This is a genomic window from Sporosarcina sp. D27, from assembly GCF_000586555.1.
Lineage (GTDB): Bacteria > Bacillota > Bacilli > Bacillales_A > Planococcaceae > Sporosarcina.
In genome coordinates, this window is the sequence record NZ_AZUC01000014.1 from 286168 (window position 1) to 303895 (window position 17728).

Genomic DNA, 17728 nt, shown 5'->3' on the forward strand with positions numbered 1-17728 from the left:
TATACTGACAGTATGTTAGAAAGCACGTACACTAAGGAGGAGAACAAATGAAAAAGTTTTTACAGAAGAAGTTGAAAAATGAAAAAGGTTTGACACTTGTCGAGCTACTCGCAGTTATTGTTATTTTGGGTATTATCGCAGCGATTGCTGTGCCGTCGATTGGTAATATTATTGAGAATAGTAGATTTAAAGCTATAAAAGGTGATGCACAAACGATTTTATCAGCTGCTAATATGTATTATGCAGAATCTGATACTAAAACAGATGTTACTTTACCGATGCTTAAAGAAAAAGGTTTTATTAATGACTCAGGGGCATTTAAAATTGATGATGAAAAAGTAATTGTTACTTATAAGTCTGGTGGTAATACTTTCACTGGAACGGGTAAAAGTGGTAGTTATTCATTAACCATTACCGGTTTAACTAGTAAAGGTATAACAGATATGTCTAAACCTGCAAATTAAACCTAGTTAGGAGCCAACCCATGCCATTCCCATTCTCCCGCCCAAAGCGGCCAATCTCACTTACAATTGAAGAAGACGCCGTCCGCTACGTAAAGCTCAAAGCGGGGGAACCGTTAACGGTCGAAGAAGCAGTAGAAATTCCACTGCTTGCGAACACCGTCCATGACGGGCGTGTTGTGGATTCCGCGGGGTTGGCCACTGTACTTGACGGGCTTGCGAAGGAATGGGGCATTGCGAAACGCAGTGTCCAGTTTCTTGCGCCTGATACATATGTAATGATCCGGAAAGTGCCGTACCCGGAAGATGTACTAGAAGACGAATTAAAAGGGCACTTTTTCATAGAAATCGGGTCGTCGATCTATTTGCCGTTCGATGATCCGGTTTTTGACGTTGTGCCATACTTACCCAATCAGGATTCTCATGAAGCCATATTGATCGCATCCAAGGAAAGTGTCCTCACTGGATACGAAACTGCGTTAACTGAAGCGAAATTCGAACCTTTAGTTGCGGATATTGCGCCGCTCGCGCTCTATCGATTAGCACATGAAAAGCATCACTTCAGAGGGGACGAGCATGTTCTCTTAGCGGATTTAACCGCGGGGAAGCTTGTCGTTTCAATTTTCCATCAACATTACCCTCAGTTTATGCGTCCAGTCGATTTAGAAAATGCCACGGAACTTGATGTATCGGCAACTGAGTTGTCCGTGGATTCCAATACATTGTCTCCTCGTGCAATTGTTCAGGAGCTTGAAAAACTCGTCAACTTTTATCGCTACAATATGTGGAATGGCAGTGCGACGATTACACATTTGCTTGTGAATGGGGAGTACGCGGAGTTCGAGGAATTGCTGAAGCAAGTATCCGACCGTTTAAATGTGGTTGCTGGACCTTTGTTGCCGGAACCACTTAAATTCACAGATGGCGGGATAGTTCCTGCGTCGTTCAATCGGACAATCGGTTTGGCGCTGAAAGAGGTGCACCATGCTAGTCGATATTAATCTATTGCCAGAAAAGGAGAAGGAGCGCTCTGTACTCCTTTACGTCGCGCTTGCGTTTCTCGGCGCAGCGCTTCTTTTTTGGCTAATTTTCTTTTTACTCACTCGCAATGTCACTTCGGACACAGAGCGTTTGGACAACCAATTTGTGAAACTTCAAGCGACGCAATCTGAATTGACCGAGCGATTGAACCGTTCTGATACTGCACAATCGCATGACCAGCTTGCTGCAAGTGTCCAGTGGGTTGAAGACTATCGTTATGAAACTGCTCCGTTGTTGGAAGACTTGGTCGCGCAACTTCCGAGACGTGGTTTTTTCCGATCATTTGCATTTGCGGCACCTCACCAAGCGACTGTGGAAATCCAATTTGATGATAAGACGGAAGCTGCATACTATTTAACTCGTATATTGTCTTCTGAATTTGTTGAGACTGCTTCGATTGAATCGATTGAAGCGGAAGAAATCGATCAGGAAGAGGGCGTCAATAACAACTGGTTGCCACGGTACCTTGCGACATACACGATTTTCTTTACTGATGGACGTCAACTAATTGATGGGGTTGCGCCACCAGTTCCAGGTGATTCTGTGGAAGATGGTGAATCGTCATCTGACGAAACCGCTCCACCGTCAGAAAACACAGATGACAGTGAATCACCTGTTCCAGAAGAGGAGGGATCCGATGCGGAGTCTAACTAAACGTCAAAAAGACATTGCCCTTCTCGTACTTGCGGTCATCTTTTTTGTGTTGCTTGTCAGTTATAGCTGGTTCCAGCTCTATGCGCCAGCAAAAGAAGAAAATACGCGAGCAGTTAATTCACTCGTGAATCAGCGAGAAGTGATCTTTGAGTTACAACGACAAGTGGCTGCAAAACCGGTTGAACAGTCGAACAGTTCTCGTCCGTTGCAGCGAAAAGTCCCAGTGCTCCCGCTTGAGGATTTGCTGCTTGTCCAACTAGAAAAAGCTGAAGTGAAATCAAAGGCATTGATTAATAACGTGGCGTTTGCTAAAGATGAACTCAATGAGGTGCCGATAGAATCTTCTGACCAGCTGGATGCGGGGACAGATGATCCTGTACTTGCTCTTAAACAACTGACAATTGAAGTCGAACTCACTGCGTCTTCTTATGAAGAGGTTGATAAATTCATTCGTGAAGTGGAAGCGACGGAACGTATCTTTGTCGTACAATCTATTGAATTGGATACGCCTGAAGAGATTCGGGAAGCAGCAGCCGAAAAAGAGCCAATTGAACTAACCGTATCATTCCAAGCATTCTATCGTCCTGATCTCCAAGAACTAATACCTGAAGCTCCGAAACTGGACGCACCGATGCCAGCAGGGAAAGAAGACCCAACAACTCGCGCAGGTGAAGACGAATGACGGTTGTCTGGACAAGCTTTTTCTTCATTTACGGACTTGTATTTGGTTCGTTTTATAATGTAGTCGGGTTACGTGTGCCGAAAAAGGAATCGATCGTATCACCACCGTCTCATTGTACAGTTTGCGATCGGCGCCTGACTGCTGTCGATTTGATTCCAGTATTTTCTTATGTGTTTTTGCGTGGGAAATGCCGAGGGTGCGGAACGAAAATCAGTGTCATATACCCTTTAATGGAACTTATTACTGGGGGGGTATTCGCCCTCTCATTCTATTATTTAGGGTTTTCGATTGAGCTTGCAGTGGCGCTCCTATTCATCTCGATGCTCGTCATCATTACGGTTTCAGATATCGCATATATGTTGATTCCAAATAAAATCTTGTTGCCCTTTGGTATCGCAATAGCACTACTGCGCATTATTAGCCCGCTTGACCCTTGGTGGGATAGTTTTCTAGGCGCAACAGTCGGTTTCCTAGTGCTCTTACTTATCGCCGTTGTGTCGAAAGGCGGCATGGGCGGTGGCGATATTAAACTATTTTTCGTCATCGGACTTGTACTTGGAACGAAGCTCACCCTGTTTACTTTGTTTCTTGCGGCTTTAATAGGTTCAATCGTAGGGATTATCCACCTCCGTCGGACGCGTCAAGGAAGGAAAACACCCATCCCATTTGGACCATCTATCGCAGCGGCAGCTGTCATCAGTTACTTTTATGGTAACTTACTTGTCGGATGGTATCTGTCGCTGTTAACTTAAGTCGAACAATTTTCTTGAACAAGACGACATCAGTCTTGTTCTTTTTCATGTCCGTTTTGGTACGGTTAATGAAACTGGGGGGATTGTTATGAACTTCAAGAAAAAGTATACGAAAATGACAATTATGTTGGCACTCGGACAAGGCGTTCTGCTTGGGATTGCGGCAGTGGCCATTGTCGGATTCATCCTTTTGAAGACAGAGAAACCTGAAAGTGCTGCGTCACCTAACGTTAACGTACCAGCGAGTGGACCTGCATCCGGTCAGGGAACTGATAAAAAAGACGATACGAAGCCTGACACTGCAGCTGCAGGAGCGCCTATACCCATGTATGCGAAACAACATGGGGTGTTTTCATCAAAAACGTCTGCAACTTCGTTTATATCGGATGAAAACCTGGCGAAAGCCGCAGCAGTCCAAGCCAATGGACAATTTTATGTATGGAGTGCATTGGGATTATCTGAAATGGATGCAGATCCTGCTGGAGAAGAGGGTGTGTTCCGTAAACAAGTGAACGTCTCTCCACTAGCTTGTGATAGTGGAGAAGGCGAATTATTGAGGAGTGTTTTAGGTGCTACTAAAATTTCTGAAATTCAGGATTTGGTCGCTTCTCGGAAACAGAGTGTAGGTGAAGGGAAAAAAGATACGTTCTCGAGTAACATCACCGCCATCACTGCATTTACAGACGATATTAATGTCATCAAAATGCATTTGCTAGCACATTACTCCGAGACAGGTAAGTGTGTCAAACTTGAATTTTGATCGCTAAAAAGGTACCAAAGTCATATTATGCTGTTTTCTACACAATTTTCTTCTGAATCACATTGTCGTATGATGTGGCAAAGGGGGCATTTACGTATGTTTTTTGAAACCAATGAAACCATTATTTTAGCTTCTGCTTCACCACGAAGAAAAGAGTTACTTGCAAGATTAGGGGTTCCGTTTACAGTACACGCGAGCAACGCGGAAGAACGTCCGATAGAAAATGGTGAAAAACCGGAAACTTATGCGCGTGCTCTGTCGTCTATTAAGGCGTCCGCTATATACGAAGACCATCCGGGGACTCTAGTGATTGGAGCCGATACGGTAGTCGCGTTAGATGGAAAGGTGTTCCCGAAGCCAAAATCTGCTGCTCAAGCGGTGGAGTTTTTACAAGAGCTATCGGGACAAACTCACAGTGTCATAACCGGTGTCACACTTATAAGAGATGGTGCGTTCACCAGTTTTTCATCCAGTACCGAAGTGACATTTCGGGAATTAGATTACGCACTTATTCAAGCATATGCAGCAACTGGTGATCCACTAGATAAAGCAGGTGGGTACGGAATTCAAACAGCGGGAGGTTTGCTCGTCTCAGAAATTACGGGCGATTACGATAACGTCGTAGGTCTACCAATCTCAGAACTTGCGGATGCATTGCGTTCGAGAGGTCTGATTTGGTTGAAAGGAGACGAGCGCTGATGCCGGCGGATTATAAAGATGCGCTTATGATTCGTGATATCCATTTCGCAGACAGACCTCGTGAGCGGATGACTCGTCAAGGGGCGTCCAGTTTGTCGAACCAGGAGCTTGTGGCGATTTTACTTCGGACAGGCTCACGTGAAGAATCCGTGCTCGTCCTAGCAAATAAACTCTTGTCTGAATTTGATAAAATCCAAGATTTAAGGGATGTCACGATTGAAGAGTTGACTGCCGTCAAAGGTGTGGGAGACGCTAAAGCGGTTCAAATCTTGGCGGCAGCTGAACTCGGTAAACGGATCTATTCGGTTGCGCAAGACGGACGCTACGCTATTAAATCACCAGAAGATGCCGCGGCCTACTTGATGACGGATATGTCAAAATTGACTCAAGAACATTTTGTTGTGCTATTCCTGAATGTAAAAAACGAAGTATTGCACAAACAAACTATTTTTATAGGTAGCTTGAATTCTTCTATTGTGCATCCGAGAGAAATTTTCAGGGAAGCTGTGAAGCGCTCTGCGGCTTCACTCGTCGTGGCGCATAATCATCCTTCAGGCAACGCAACACCGTCTCCTGAAGACATTGAAGTGACGAAACGACTTGCAGAAGCAGGAGAGCTAATGGGTATCGATCTTTTGGATCATATTATCATTGGAGACCAGCGCTTTATCTCACTTAAAGAAAAGGGATACATGTGACACTGTGAATTTGTTCGCCTTTCCGTTATACTATGGTGTATGCTTTTAAGAAGCCTCATAAAACGGTACTGCAGAAAGGAAGAACGAATTTGTTTGGACTAGGAGCGAGAGATGTCGGGATTGACCTCGGCACCGCCAATACGTTGGTTTTCATCAAAGGAAAAGGGATTGTTCTACGGGAACCATCCGTAGTTGCGAAAAATACGATGACTAATGAAATCGTGGCTGTTGGTAGTGCTGCGAAAAATATGATCGGCCGTACGCCAGGTTCGATCGTTGCAACACGCCCAATGAAAGATGGAGTTATTGCTGATTTTGATATTACAACAGCAATGATCGAGCACTACATGAAAGAAGCAACAAAAGCTTCCGGTGGCGCATGGAAAAAACCGAACGTCATGGTTTGTGTACCATACGGAATTACATCAGTTGAACAGCGTGCAGTCATTGACGCAGCTCGTCAAGCTGGCGCAAAAGATGCATACACGATTGAAGAGCCTTTTGCTGCTGCAATTGGTGCCAATCTACCTGTTTGGGAACCTACTGGTAGTATGGTTGTCGATATCGGTGGAGGTACGACTGAGGTTGCGGTAATTTCCCTCGGAGGAATCGTAACAAGTGAGTCGATTCGTGTCGGTGGTGATACGATGGACGCAGCGATCATCAGCTATATCCGTAAAACGTATAACTTAACAATCGGAGAACGTACAGCTGAAGCTATCAAAATCGAAATTGGTTCTGCTAGTGTGCTTGAGACATCTGAGAAGATGGAAATTCGTGGACGCGACTTGTTGACAGGTTTGCCGAAAACACTCGAAATCTCTCAAGACGAAATTGTCGAAGCGTTGCGTGAATCATTGTTACAAATTGTCGACGGTGTCAAAAAGACATTGGAAACAACACCTCCAGAATTGTCTGCTGACGTGATGGAGCGTGGAATCGTCTTAACTGGCGGTGGCGCGCTATTACGTAATTTGGACAAGGTAATTTCTGATGAAACGAATATGCCGGTGTTTATCGCAGAAGATCCACTGGATTGTGTTGCGATTGGTACAGGTAAAGCACTTGATAATTTTGATGTTATTAAAAAAATGCAAGCGAAATAATTGAGGGAGGATATCGGCAATGCCGCGATTTTTTTCGAACAAACGTTTAATTTTACTGCTCGTGGGCGTAATTGTCCTAGTGGCATTGATAGCTTTTTCTCTTAAAGACCGGCAAAATGCCAACCTCCCTGAAAAGATGGTGAAGGATGTCGTCGGTTTTGGACAATCTCTATTTTCCAAACCGGCTCATTCCATTACCGGATTTTTCGATGACATTGATGGAATTTTGAATACATATGAAGAAAACAAGACGTTGAAAGCCCGTTTGACCGAGTATGCTTCAACTGAAGTGGAACTAGCGGATATCAAAGAAGAGAATGACCGTTTACGTAAGATTATCGATAAAAAAGATGATTTACGTGCGTATGATCCTGTTCAAGCAACTGTCATTTCACGGAATCCTGATCAATGGGAAGAGAAAATTATTGTCGATAAAGGTAAAAGTGATGGCGTCAAACTCAACATGGCTGTGTTGACAGCGAATGGGCTTGTAGGGAAAGTTGTCCTTGTGACAAAATATACTTCCACTGTCGAATTGTTATCGACTGAAAACCAAAACTTCCGTGTATCTGCGATGATTCCCGGAAAGAAAGATATTTTTGGTTTGATGGAAGGATACGATCCCGAACGCGGCGAATTGATTATGAAACGGATCGATTCCAGTTTTGAAGTGAAAGTGGGTCAAAAAGTAATGTCTTCCGGACTTGGCGGGATTTTCCCGAAGGGTCTTTTAATTGGGGAAGTGACAGAAGTATCTACAGATGATTACGGACTCACGAAATTGGCCTACGTACGTCCGGCTGCTGAATTCTCGATGCTCGATCACGTCATGATCGCAAAAAGACAGTCAGCAACTGAAAAAGGGACAGATGATCCTGGAACGTCAGCAACGGAGGGGGAGGATGGATCATGACTCGGTTCATCATCCCTCTTATTGCTGTCGTTCTGTTTTTTCTGGAACCGGTTTTTAGTCTGTTTTCACCAATCGAATTGGGAGATGTTCGCTATACACTCGTTCCAAGGTTTGTCATTGTTTACTTAGTATTCATTGCTTCCTATTATGATCTTCGCAAGGCAGTTCTCTATGGTTTATGCTTTGGCCTCTTGTATGATATGTATCACATTGATATTATTGGGATATATACGTTTCTCTATCCGCTGATTTGTTTCTTAGCTTTTGTGATCATCCGTCAAGTTCATCGGTCTACCGGGACTGTTATGCTCTTGTCTCTGTTTATGGTCGTGTTGCTAGAAATGATGTCGTATCTATTCGCTAGTCTGATTGCGCTTACGTCGATTAGTTTTGAAGTATTTATGACAGCGAGACTCGTACCGACAGTGATTGCTAACTTGATATTCATTATCTTGTTTGGCTGGTTGTTCAAAAATCTGATTTACAAAAGAGTCGTAGAGAAGCAAGCCGGTATGTAATTTTCGCATAGGGCGGGGTGACGCAAGTGTCGAAACAGCAAGTAGTAACGATTAAAGGGACCAAAGATGGACTCATCCTGCGGCTTGACGATCAATGCGCCTATTCAGATCTATTGGAGGAGTTAGGCAAGAAAGCACAGGATCCTGGTCTTGAAGGCGCTGTCGAAGTACAAATCCACACAGGGTCACGTTATTGCAGTGATCAGGCAGCAAAAGAGATTATTCAGATTGTCCAGTCTGCTGGGCATTTACGTGTTTCAAAGATTCAAAGCGATGTAATAACGATGGAAGAATGCAACCGCCGCGTACAAGAACAACAGTCTGAGACGTATATTGGTATTGTGCGCTCAGGTCAGGAAGTACATGCCAAAGGGGATCTCGTTGTCATTGGTGATGTGAATCCAAATGGACATGTCTCTGCGGCGGGAAGCATTTATATACTGGGTAGGTTGAAAGGGAAAGCGCATGCAGGAAACGCTGGCAATCGTGAAGCGGTAATTGCAGCTTCATGGCTGGAAGCGACTCACCTCATGATTGCGGACCAAATGGAAACGATGACAGATGAGCTCGCAATTTTGTCAGAGCATCCTGAAATGGAATGCGCATACTTGCACACGAATGGGTTTATCGCCATTGACCGTTTACAGGATTTAAGACTGTTGCGGCCTGGTTTGTCAACATTTAAAGGGGGGAGCTAATGTGGGAGAAGCAATTGTTATAACATCTGGGAAAGGCGGAGTCGGGAAAACGACTTCGTCGGCAAACCTCGGTACTGCATTGGCCCTTCAAGGTAAGAAAGTTTGTCTAGTCGATACAGATATTGGTTTGAGAAATTTAGACGTCATTCTTGGCCTTGAGAATCGTATAATTTACGATCTAGTGGATGTCATTGAAGGTCGTTGTCGAATTCAGCAAGCGCTCGTCAAGGACAAGCGGTTCGAGGATCGTTTGTTCTTATTGCCAGCTGCTCAGACGACCGATAAAAACGCAGTCACTCCAGAGCAGATGAAAGACTTAATCACTGAGTTAAAACGAGACTATGATTACATTTTGATTGATTGTCCTGCAGGTATTGAGCAAGGTTACAAGAACGCAGTAGCAGATCGTGCGATTGTTGTGACGACACCGGAAATTTCGGCAGTTCGAGATGCGGATCGGATAATTGGTTTGCTTGAGGCGGAAGATATTGAGCCTCCAAAGCTCATTATTAATCGGATTAGAAGAAATCTCATTAATTCGGGAGATACGCTTGACGTGAATGATATTACTTCACATCTTTCGATCGATTTACTTGGTATCGTGCTAGATGATGAAAACGTCATTTCGTCTTCCAACAAGGGAGAGCCAGTTGTCATGGATCCGAATAATCCCGCTGCGCTAGGGTATCGAAATATTGCTAGAAGGATACTGGGTGAATCTGTTCCACTCATGTCGGTGGATACTGGTAAACCAGGATTTTTCGGTAAACTGAAATCGCTATTTTCAAAATAATATCTAAAGTCCTCTGTGCCTAATTTGGTACAGAGGACTTTTTTGATGTGAATTTATGATTGTCCACCCTCCCTGCAAAAGATGTGCGTTCCCGACTATTCAGGAGTCATCGTTCATATACTGAAAAAAAGGGGGGATACGTGTGAGGAGAAAGACAAAATGGATGTTTGCTCTCGTATTCACAATTGCGATTCTGGGTGTTGCTAAATTAGAGCAACTTGGCGTAATGGAGCGTCCTGTCACTCAATATCTTTCAACTGGTCAAGATTTTGTGGCGGTGAAAAAATGGGTGGCTTCCATGATAGACTCTGAGGAGTCAGGAATGATACAAGTGAGTGGTGAGGTTGAAGCAGTTGATCCATTTGCTGCGTATGAATCGATGCAGCCGTATAAATCAGGTGTGATTTTGTCCTATCCTGAAGCGCTTCCGATAGCGGCTCGTGGAAGTGGTCTCATTGTATTTACAGGATTTACGAGACAATCGGGAAAGACGCTCACTGTACAGTATGACAATGGCGATGAAGTAACTTACGGATTCGTAGGGTCATTTGCAAAGTTACCTTATACTGCTGTCGACAAAGGGGACACGCTTGCAGTGATGGAAGAAGGTACCATGTATTTAAAAGTGAAGCGGGATGGACTTGTGCTTGACTCGACGTTGTTGCCGGCGTTCTTCTCGGAAGTAAGTCCTTGAAATTCCGGCTGCATCCGATTTTGCTGCCAATCTTCATTTTGCTTGCTGTAATGGGCGGACTCGCTGCTTACGCCATTGTTTTCGGTTCGTTACTCATACACGAAGCCGGACATTTAGTGGCGGCAAAAGCGAATCGTATGCGTGTCCGTTCGATAACAATCCTGCCTTATGGGGGGGAATTAGAAATCGCCGGACGCGCTAACCATTCACGTCGGGCACGTTTCCTGCTAGCGCTTGGCGGTCCGATTGCAACCGCACTATTACTTTTAGTGGCCATGACATTTACGTTTCCAGGTTCAATGGATGTGATACGCATCCAATTGCTGATCCTTCTCGTGAATTTACTTCCGATATTGCCGCTAGATGGTGGACAGGCATTACTCGCTTTGACAGAACGAGAAGAAAGCCGTTATTTCGATCAAACCGCATTTCTTTTGTTCTCGATAGGATTTCTGGTCGTAGGAATTTCGGTGTTACTGACAGGATTGCCTGAAACTGCACTTTTAATAAGTCTTGCGGTTTTTTTATGTTTGCAGAACATTAGTGTATTTCGATTTAGAAGATATCAAAGAATCTATGAGCAATTGAAAAGAAACAACTTGACGTAATGATGTGTGCATGTTATTATTCTAATGTTATGTTTGTAGCGCACCCGTGCTGCAACCGCACTGAACCAGGTACAAGCATCTGTAACGGATCACCTGGGAAGGCGAGTCTAAGACTATTTGAGGAGGTGCAAGTATGTACGCAATTATTGAAACTGGTGGAAAGCAAATCAAAGTTGAGCAAGGTCAGGAGATCTTCATCGAGAAATTGGTGGGAGAAGCTGATGAGGCTGTAACATTTGACAAAGTTCTTTTTGTAGGTGGAGATGACGTGAAAGTTGGCGCTCCATTCGTGGAAGGTGCTTCTGTAACAGCGAAAATCGTTAAACAGGGCAAAGGCAAAAAAATCACTGTCTTCAAATACAAGCCGAAAAAGAACTACAGCAGAAAACAGGGTCATCGTCAGCCTTATACTAAGGTTGTTATCGAAGGCATCAACCTGTAAGCTGTTATGATTCAAATCACCGTACAGGAACAAGCATCTGGTCGTATCAACTCTTTTGAGATGAGCGGACATGCCGATTACGCAGAACATGGGAAAGACTTAGTGTGTGCAGCTGCATCTGCCGTGTCATTTGGCGCAGTGAATGCAATTATTTCACTCACTGGGATTACACCAATGATCCAACAAGGTGAAGATGGTGGATACCTGAAAGTCGTTCTACCGGAGACGGAAGATGATCATGATCAGCAAATGATTATGCAGGCGATGATTGTTTCGATGCAGACGATTGAACAAGACTATGCGCAGTTTATAAAAATAACCTTTACCAAGTAGGAGGTGGAACACATGTTGTTACGTTTGGATCTTCAGTTTTTCGCATCGAAAAAAGGGGTAGGTTCTACAAAGAACGGTCGTGACTCCGAATCGAAACGTCTTGGCGCTAAGCGTGCCGATGGACAATTCGTTTCTGGTGGTTCTATTCTTTACCGCCAGCGCGGAACGAAAATTCACCCAGGTGAAAACGTAGGTCGCGGAGGCGACGATACTCTTTTCGCTAAAGTTGACGGCGTTGTACGCTTCGAGCGTTTTGGCCGCGACAAGAAAAAAGTAAGTGTGTACCCTGCAGTGCAGGAAGCATAAGAATTGAATCTCAAAAAGGACTGCACGCGCCTAGTGTGCAGTCCTTTTTTATTTTTCCAATGAAATAATAATCTTAACTTTTTGACGAACAACACCCTCAAAATGCTATACTGTAAAGAACGAAACTGCAGGTGGTGAAGAGAATGAAGAAATCGGAGTTGACTGTCCGGGATGCGATGAAATTCGCCCGACATGACTTTTTAAATGAGTTGCAGCTCATCCTCATGCATATGGACCTCAATAATGTCCCCGAAGCACGGCGCAAACTTCTGGAAGCAACAGAATGTATGCGTAACGATTCCCAACTAAGTGGACTAGACATGCCAGCACTAGAAACGTGGATCTTAACTTTTGACTGGAACTATTCGGCGTTCTCCAAACAATTAAAAACGACAATTGTGCATAAAAAATTTGCACGAAAAGCAGACGATCAGCCAATTGTTGCTGTATTGGACGACGTTTTCCAGCAACTTATAAAAGGTGCAGATCCTTATACTGATTGCATGGTCAACATTTTAGTGACGACCACTAGCGACGAGTGGGAAGTTTCACTTTCGCTTCCCGGACAAACTGCGCCGATTGTATGGAATGATGTACAAGAGAAAGACTGGACAGCAAAACTGTCTATAGAAAATGAGTATTGGACGTTCACGATCCGTGGACACTAGGAGGAAATTACATGTTTGTCGATCAGGTAAAAGTTTACGTTAAAGGCGGTAACGGTGGCGATGGAATCGTTGCGTTCCGTCGTGAAAAATATATTGCATTCGGTGGACCATCGGGTGGAGACGGTGGGAATGGTGGAGACGTTACATTCATCGTAGACGAAGGGTTACGGACATTGATGGATTTCCGTTATCAGCGTCATTTTAAAGCGCCGCGAGGAGAACATGGTGCCAACAAAAACCAACATGGTGCTCGTGGCACGAGTATGGTTGTTAAAGTTCCACCGGGTACAGTGGTGACGGATATAGAGACAAAAGAGATCATTGCAGATTTAGTAGAAGATGGGCAAACTGCGGTCATCGCACGTGGAGGACGCGGAGGGCGTGGTAACAGTCGCTTTGTTACTCCTCAAAACACGGCTCCTGAGCTCTCTGAAAAAGGAGAACCTGGGGTAGAGCGCGAAATCATGCTGGAACTAAAAGTGCTCGCAGATGTAGGACTTGTCGGATTCCCAAGTGTCGGGAAATCCACTCTTCTATCTGTACTTTCAGCAGCGAAGCCTAAAATCGCTGATTATCACTTTACAACACTCGTTCCTAACTTAGGTCTTGTTGAGACAGAAGACCACCGGACATTCGTCATGGCAGATTTGCCAGGGCTTATCCAAGGTGCTCACGAAGGGGTTGGCCTTGGACATCAGTTTTTACGTCATATTGAACGGACACGTGTCATCGTGCACGTTATTGATATGTCAGGCTTGGAAGGCAGGGATCCGTTTGAAGATTTCGAAACCATTAACGCTGAGCTTGAGCAATACAATTTGCGTCTAATGGAACGTCCTCAAATCATTGTAGCGAACAAAATGGACATGCCAGATGCTGAAGAAAACCTTCAAGCATTCAAAGAAAAACTTGGGGAAACTGACCATAAAATCTTCCCGATTTCAGCAATTACGCGAACTGGATTAGATTCACTATTGTTTGCGATTGCAGACTTACTAGAAGTGACATCTGAATTTCCTATGCATGAAGTGGAAGAAACAGAAGAAGAACACTCAGTTCTTTACAAATACGAACCGGAAACACCTGATTTCAAAATCACACGAGATGATGATGGGGCTTACGTATTGTCTGGATATGCAATCGAGCGATTGTTCAAGATGACCGATTTCAACTTCGACCAATCTGTACGTAAATTTGGTCGTCAAATGCGAGGTATGGGCGTTGACGATGCTTTGCGTGAACGAGGTGCGGAAAACGGCGATATCGTCCGTCTACTTGATTTTGAGTTTGAATTTATTGAGTAAAGAAGAGCCGGCTGACGGCTGCAGGGGGATTGACGATGAAGCAGTTGGGTGAAGACCAATTCTATTTGGTGCGGGAGGATGTCCTGACAGAGTCGATGCAAAAAATGCTTGAAGCGAAGCGTCTTCTTGTATCAGGGGAAGCAGCAACGATTCAAGAAGCGACTACTCGAGTTGGATTATCAAGAAGCGCATTTTATAAATATAAAGATGCAGTCTACCCGTTTGAAGCGATTGCGCGAGAACGGGTACTGACGGTATTCATCCAATTGGAAGACTTGAAAGGTTCACTTGCAGTTCTGTTGGAGCTTATTTCGATATCACACTGTAATGTGTTGACGATTCACCAAACCATACCCGTGCAAGGACGGGCGAACATTACGTTGTCGCTGGACGTAACTGAGATGAACCTCTCGATGGAGGCGTTCATCCACAAGTTGAATGGGCCGAGTTTTGTCGATTCGGTTCACTTGGTCAGTTCAGGCGCATTGTGAGAGGAGAACTAGTCGATGAAACATGAATCTTTAAAACCGAGTGTTGCTTATTTAGGACCTGAAGCGTCTTTTACACATATTGCAGCTACAGACTTTTTTGGTAAGGATGGACTGATCCCGTTTCCATCGATTCCAGATTGCATAGAAGCCGTGACCGATGGACGGGTAGCCTATGCGATTGTACCGCTCGAAAATGCTTTGGAAGGATCTGTTCCGTTAACGATTGACTACTTGTTTCATGGGAGTGATTTGTTCATTAATGCTGAACTCTCTACTCCTATCCAACAGCATCTGATGGTGCATCCAAAACAAGCGGATGCAGTGGAGTCGCTTGCGTCGATTCACTCTCATCCTCATGCGCTCGCACAATGTCATAAATACTTGCAATATCACTTTAGAAGAGTTCCACTCATGCAGACGTCTTCAACTGCAGCAGCTGCAAAGTACGTGTCTGAGCATCCGGAACTTCCGATAGCGGCGATTGGAAACCAGCTCGCTGCAGATACATATGGACTTCATATTGCTGAAAATTCGATTCATGATTTTCATTTTAATCATACCCGGTTTGTTGTCTTATCATTACGTAAAGAAACGTTAGCTTATGAAGGTGCAGGAGTTCCGAAAACTACCCTTATGATCAAGTTGCCGGAAGATGATCAGCCTGGTATGCTTCATCAAATTTTGTCAGTATTTTCATGGCGTAGGTTGAATTTAAGTAAAATTGAGTCCCGTCCATTAAAAACGGGTCTCGGAAATTACTTTTTTATAATAGACGTTGCGGAAACGGAAGATCATCCGATGATGAAAGGTGCAATGGAAGAACTAAAAGCACTTCGTTGTGATGTATCGTCGTTCGGATCGTATAGCACATATAACCAACAAACACCTGCCGGAAAGTAATCGGCAGGTATTTTTTTGTAGAAGTACTATTTACCTCTCCTAATTCGTATAGTTGAAAGAGAAGGTGACGGATAATGTGAATGGTCACATATCCGGGCACCCGTTCATATGATGAGTCGATGGAAGGGGGACTTTACAGAGTGAATGTCCATATCGTTGTAAAAGGTGACACGCTTTGGAAAATAGCGCGTCAATATGGAATTTCGTTTGAAGAACTGAAAAAGGTGAATGCACATTTAGCCAATCCTGACTATATTGTGCCCGGCATGAAAATTTTTCTTCCTGAGGGGAAGGGAACTAAACATCCTGAAAAGCACGGGGGAAAGGAAAAACATCCTCAGCAACACGAGAAGCATCCGCAACCTCATGAAAAGCATCCGCAACATTATGAGAAGCCAATGAAACCTGTGCCACCAGTACCACCAATTCCAAAACCAACACCTCCACCACAGAAACCGGCACCGATGCCACCACCGCCGCCAAAACCTGCACCAAAGCCAGAGGTGAAGCCGCAACCAAAACCACAACCAAAGCCTGAAGTGAAGCCACAACCGATGCCGAAACCACCGCCAGCACCACCGAAGCCGGAAGTGAAACCGATGCCGAAACCGGAATCACCAATCTGCGAGGCACCACCAGCACCACCAGTGCCACCAATGCAGCCACAACCAATGGTTCACCCGATGTTCATTGGCATTCCGTGTGGTTGGATGCCGATTTATGATGCAGACTGTCATCCATGCGCACATCCGATGCAACATCATATGCATCAACCGATGGCACCACCGATGATGCCACAGGTACCTGTACAACCACCATGGAACATGCAACCTGAGGTATCAGAATGTAAAGATGAATCACCGATTATGGCTGGTCAAGGACCGGGAGTGTCGCCTAATCATTGCGACAGCATGAAAATGTGGGAACCTCAAAATGTTCAAATGCCCAATATCGAGTCATCCACTTTTGACTTATCACCGCCTGCGTACTGTCCGCCTGAACAGGGGTATGTACCGCAACAGCTGCCACAACAAGGATATGCACAGCAGTACCCGAGCAATCAGCAAGTTCCAATGCAAGGTATTCAAGCTGCACAACATCCGCAATACATGCATTTATGTTCGTCTTGTGGTTCAAGCATGTCGCCCACTCCGTATTACGGAATGCCGATGATGGGAATACATCCTTATTATGGTGGCTATCCGCAAATGAGTTATCCGCCGCAAGGAAACTATGGGCAAAACCAAATTGGTTCGTATTGATCGACCGTGGAAGTTGAAAAGAAATTTTCTCGCATTAAAGATAATGTATGGCGATTAGAAGAAGAGGGAAAAGAATATTCGGTAAAGCGCTATGCGGATGTTAGGGATGCCATCAAAATCAGGAAAATACATGAACTGCTGCAGACAGTGGAGTATCCTTTTTGTGCGCCAGTTACGGAAAAAGGAAATGCACACATTGTCGTCCAGCCTTGGTTAACGGATGCCATCCCAGTGGATTTTAGAAAACAATCTGATCGGAGGGCTTCCTTAACAGCATTGGATGCCCTCCACGAGACGGAAGCTATTGTGGACTGGGAATCGCTTCCGTTTTTACAAACGTACACATTATTGGATAAATGGAGTTGGCGACTGGAGAGGTTTCTCAACAAACGCCATACAATCGTTTCTTTTTTAGGGGAAGATGCCTTTGGTAATATTGAAAGGTATAGCGAGCAAGCTCTCGCACGCTTACTAACCTCAACTGCCCGAGAAGTGCCTCATACGCTTCTTCACGGAGATGTGGTCCATCATAATCTATTAATAACGTCTGAGGGAAATGTCTCTTTAATAGACTTCGACTTAGCATGCACGGGTCATCCTGATGTAGAAATTGCATTATGGCTGCATCGAGTGCTTCCGAAAGTCAATTACAATGCGAAGTTATTGTTTGATGAAGAACCTAGGTTGCAAGTTCTCGGCCAGCAGGCAATTGCCATGCTACAGTATCCAAATGAATTGCTCCGTGAGTGGTCGTATTTGACGACACTTCCTGAAGAACGTCAACAGACCTTAGCCAAGCAGCTCATCCCATTTACTGAACAGGCATTGATCCGATGGCCAGAACTCTGTCGATTTTCAAACAACTTACTTGAACACGATCGCTACTTCCCATAAGGACTGCCTAAGTCGTATGTAATACGTCTGGCAGTTCTTTTTGGTAGTTAG

Annotated in this window: 24 protein-coding genes and 1 other annotated feature; all 24 genes read left to right on the forward strand. The window is 44.5% G+C overall.

Annotated elements, in window-relative coordinates; translation table 11 throughout:
• Positions 1-47: 47 nt before the first annotated feature.
• The 24 genes from N693_RS0104120 (at position 48) to N693_RS18885 (ending at position 17677) form a co-directional block, all read left to right on the forward strand.
• A complete protein-coding gene (locus N693_RS0104120) occupies positions 48-464 on the forward strand; it encodes a type II secretion system protein (RefSeq protein WP_025783507.1) in 417 nt (138 codons plus the stop codon).
• 20 nt (positions 465-484) lie between these two features.
• Positions 485-1462, forward strand: coding sequence for a type IV pilus biogenesis protein PilM (gene pilM, locus N693_RS0104125; protein ID WP_025783508.1), 978 nt, complete (start codon positions 485-487; stop codon positions 1460-1462).
• The gene (locus N693_RS0104130; RefSeq protein ID WP_025783509.1) at positions 1446-2156 is read left to right on the forward strand and encodes a hypothetical protein; all 711 of its coding nucleotides are present in this window, start codon (positions 1446-1448) and stop codon (positions 2154-2156) included. Before pilM ends, N693_RS0104130 begins: the two co-directional genes overlap by 17 nt.
• The gene (locus N693_RS0104135) at positions 2140-2838 is read left to right on the forward strand and encodes a hypothetical protein (protein WP_025783510.1); all 699 of its coding nucleotides are present in this window, start codon (positions 2140-2142) and stop codon (positions 2836-2838) included. Before N693_RS0104130 ends, N693_RS0104135 begins: the two co-directional genes overlap by 17 nt.
• Positions 2835-3590 carry an A24 family peptidase gene (locus N693_RS0104140; RefSeq protein WP_025783511.1) on the forward strand — a complete coding sequence of 252 codons (756 nt, stop codon included), beginning with the start codon at positions 2835-2837 and terminating at the stop codon, positions 3588-3590. Before N693_RS0104135 ends, N693_RS0104140 begins: the two co-directional genes overlap by 4 nt.
• A gap of 88 nt (positions 3591-3678) precedes the next feature.
• Complete coding sequence (locus tag N693_RS0104145; RefSeq protein WP_025783512.1) at positions 3679-4350, forward strand: hypothetical protein; 672 nt, start codon at positions 3679-3681, stop codon at positions 4348-4350.
• A 96-nt stretch (positions 4351-4446) separates the two neighbouring features.
• A complete protein-coding gene (locus tag N693_RS0104150; protein WP_025783513.1) occupies positions 4447-5049 on the forward strand; it encodes a nucleoside triphosphate pyrophosphatase in 603 nt (200 codons plus the stop codon).
• Positions 5049-5747 (forward strand): DNA repair protein RadC, encoded by a 699-nt coding sequence (gene radC / locus N693_RS0104155; RefSeq protein ID WP_025783514.1) that lies wholly within the window; start codon positions 5049-5051, stop codon positions 5745-5747. Before N693_RS0104150 ends, radC begins: the two co-directional genes overlap by 1 nt.
• An 89-nt stretch (positions 5748-5836) precedes the next feature.
• The gene (locus N693_RS0104160) at positions 5837-6853 is read left to right on the forward strand and encodes a rod shape-determining protein (RefSeq protein WP_025783515.1); all 1017 of its coding nucleotides are present in this window, start codon (positions 5837-5839) and stop codon (positions 6851-6853) included.
• 19 nt (positions 6854-6872) lie between these two features.
• A complete protein-coding gene (mreC, locus tag N693_RS0104165) occupies positions 6873-7766 on the forward strand; it encodes a rod shape-determining protein MreC (protein ID WP_025783516.1) in 894 nt (297 codons plus the stop codon).
• Positions 7763-8284 carry a rod shape-determining protein MreD gene (gene mreD / locus N693_RS0104170; RefSeq protein WP_025783517.1) on the forward strand — a complete coding sequence of 174 codons (522 nt, stop codon included), beginning with the start codon at positions 7763-7765 and terminating at the stop codon, positions 8282-8284. Before mreC ends, mreD begins: the two co-directional genes overlap by 4 nt.
• A 26-nt stretch (positions 8285-8310) precedes the next feature.
• Complete coding sequence (locus N693_RS0104175; protein ID WP_025783518.1) at positions 8311-8982, forward strand: septum site-determining protein MinC; 672 nt, start codon at positions 8311-8313, stop codon at positions 8980-8982.
• 1 nt (position 8983) lies between these two features.
• Positions 8984-9775, forward strand: a complete 792-nt coding sequence (gene minD / locus N693_RS0104180) for a septum site-determining protein MinD (RefSeq protein WP_025783519.1) — start codon at positions 8984-8986, stop codon at positions 9773-9775.
• A 142-nt stretch (positions 9776-9917) separates the two neighbouring features.
• Positions 9918-10469 (forward strand): M23 family metallopeptidase, encoded by a 552-nt coding sequence (locus N693_RS0104185; protein WP_156028860.1) that lies wholly within the window; start codon positions 9918-9920, stop codon positions 10467-10469.
• Positions 10466-11077: a site-2 protease family protein gene (locus N693_RS0104190; RefSeq protein WP_025783521.1), complete on the forward strand. Its 612-nt coding sequence runs from the start codon at positions 10466-10468 to the stop codon at positions 11075-11077. Before N693_RS0104185 ends, N693_RS0104190 begins: the two co-directional genes overlap by 4 nt.
• A 43-nt stretch (positions 11078-11120) precedes the next feature.
• Positions 11121-11196 (forward strand) — a sequence feature (ribosomal protein L21 leader region).
• 14 nt (positions 11197-11210) lie between these two features.
• Positions 11211-11519, forward strand: a complete 309-nt coding sequence (gene rplU, locus N693_RS0104195) for a 50S ribosomal protein L21 (RefSeq protein WP_025783522.1) — start codon at positions 11211-11213, stop codon at positions 11517-11519.
• Positions 11520-11525: 6 nt separating this feature from the next.
• Positions 11526-11852, forward strand: coding sequence for a ribosomal-processing cysteine protease Prp (locus N693_RS0104200; RefSeq protein WP_025783523.1), 327 nt, complete (start codon positions 11526-11528; stop codon positions 11850-11852).
• Positions 11853-11867: 15 nt separating this feature from the next.
• Entirely contained in the window at positions 11868-12158 is a 291-nt protein-coding gene (gene rpmA / locus N693_RS0104205; RefSeq protein WP_025783524.1) for a 50S ribosomal protein L27, read from the forward strand.
• Positions 12159-12301: 143 nt separating this feature from the next.
• Positions 12302-12826, forward strand: a complete 525-nt coding sequence (locus tag N693_RS19600) for a Spo0B domain-containing protein (RefSeq protein ID WP_025783525.1) — start codon at positions 12302-12304, stop codon at positions 12824-12826.
• An 11-nt stretch (positions 12827-12837) separates the two neighbouring features.
• On the forward strand, positions 12838-14130 hold the full coding sequence (gene obgE, locus N693_RS0104215) for a GTPase ObgE (protein WP_025783526.1): 1293 nt from the start codon (positions 12838-12840) through the stop codon (positions 14128-14130).
• A 35-nt stretch (positions 14131-14165) separates the two neighbouring features.
• Positions 14166-14621, forward strand: a complete 456-nt coding sequence (locus N693_RS0104220; RefSeq protein ID WP_025783527.1) for an ACT domain-containing protein — start codon at positions 14166-14168, stop codon at positions 14619-14621.
• Positions 14622-14636: 15 nt separating this feature from the next.
• The gene (pheA, locus tag N693_RS0104225) at positions 14637-15521 is read left to right on the forward strand and encodes a prephenate dehydratase (RefSeq protein ID WP_025783528.1); all 885 of its coding nucleotides are present in this window, start codon (positions 14637-14639) and stop codon (positions 15519-15521) included.
• Between the two features lie 140 nt (positions 15522-15661).
• The gene (gene safA, locus N693_RS19605; protein WP_025783529.1) at positions 15662-16783 is read left to right on the forward strand and encodes a SafA/ExsA family spore coat assembly protein; all 1122 of its coding nucleotides are present in this window, start codon (positions 15662-15664) and stop codon (positions 16781-16783) included.
• Between the two features lie 6 nt (positions 16784-16789).
• Complete coding sequence (locus tag N693_RS18885; protein ID WP_025783530.1) at positions 16790-17677, forward strand: aminoglycoside phosphotransferase family protein; 888 nt, start codon at positions 16790-16792, stop codon at positions 17675-17677.
• Positions 17678-17728: the final 51 nt, after the last annotated feature.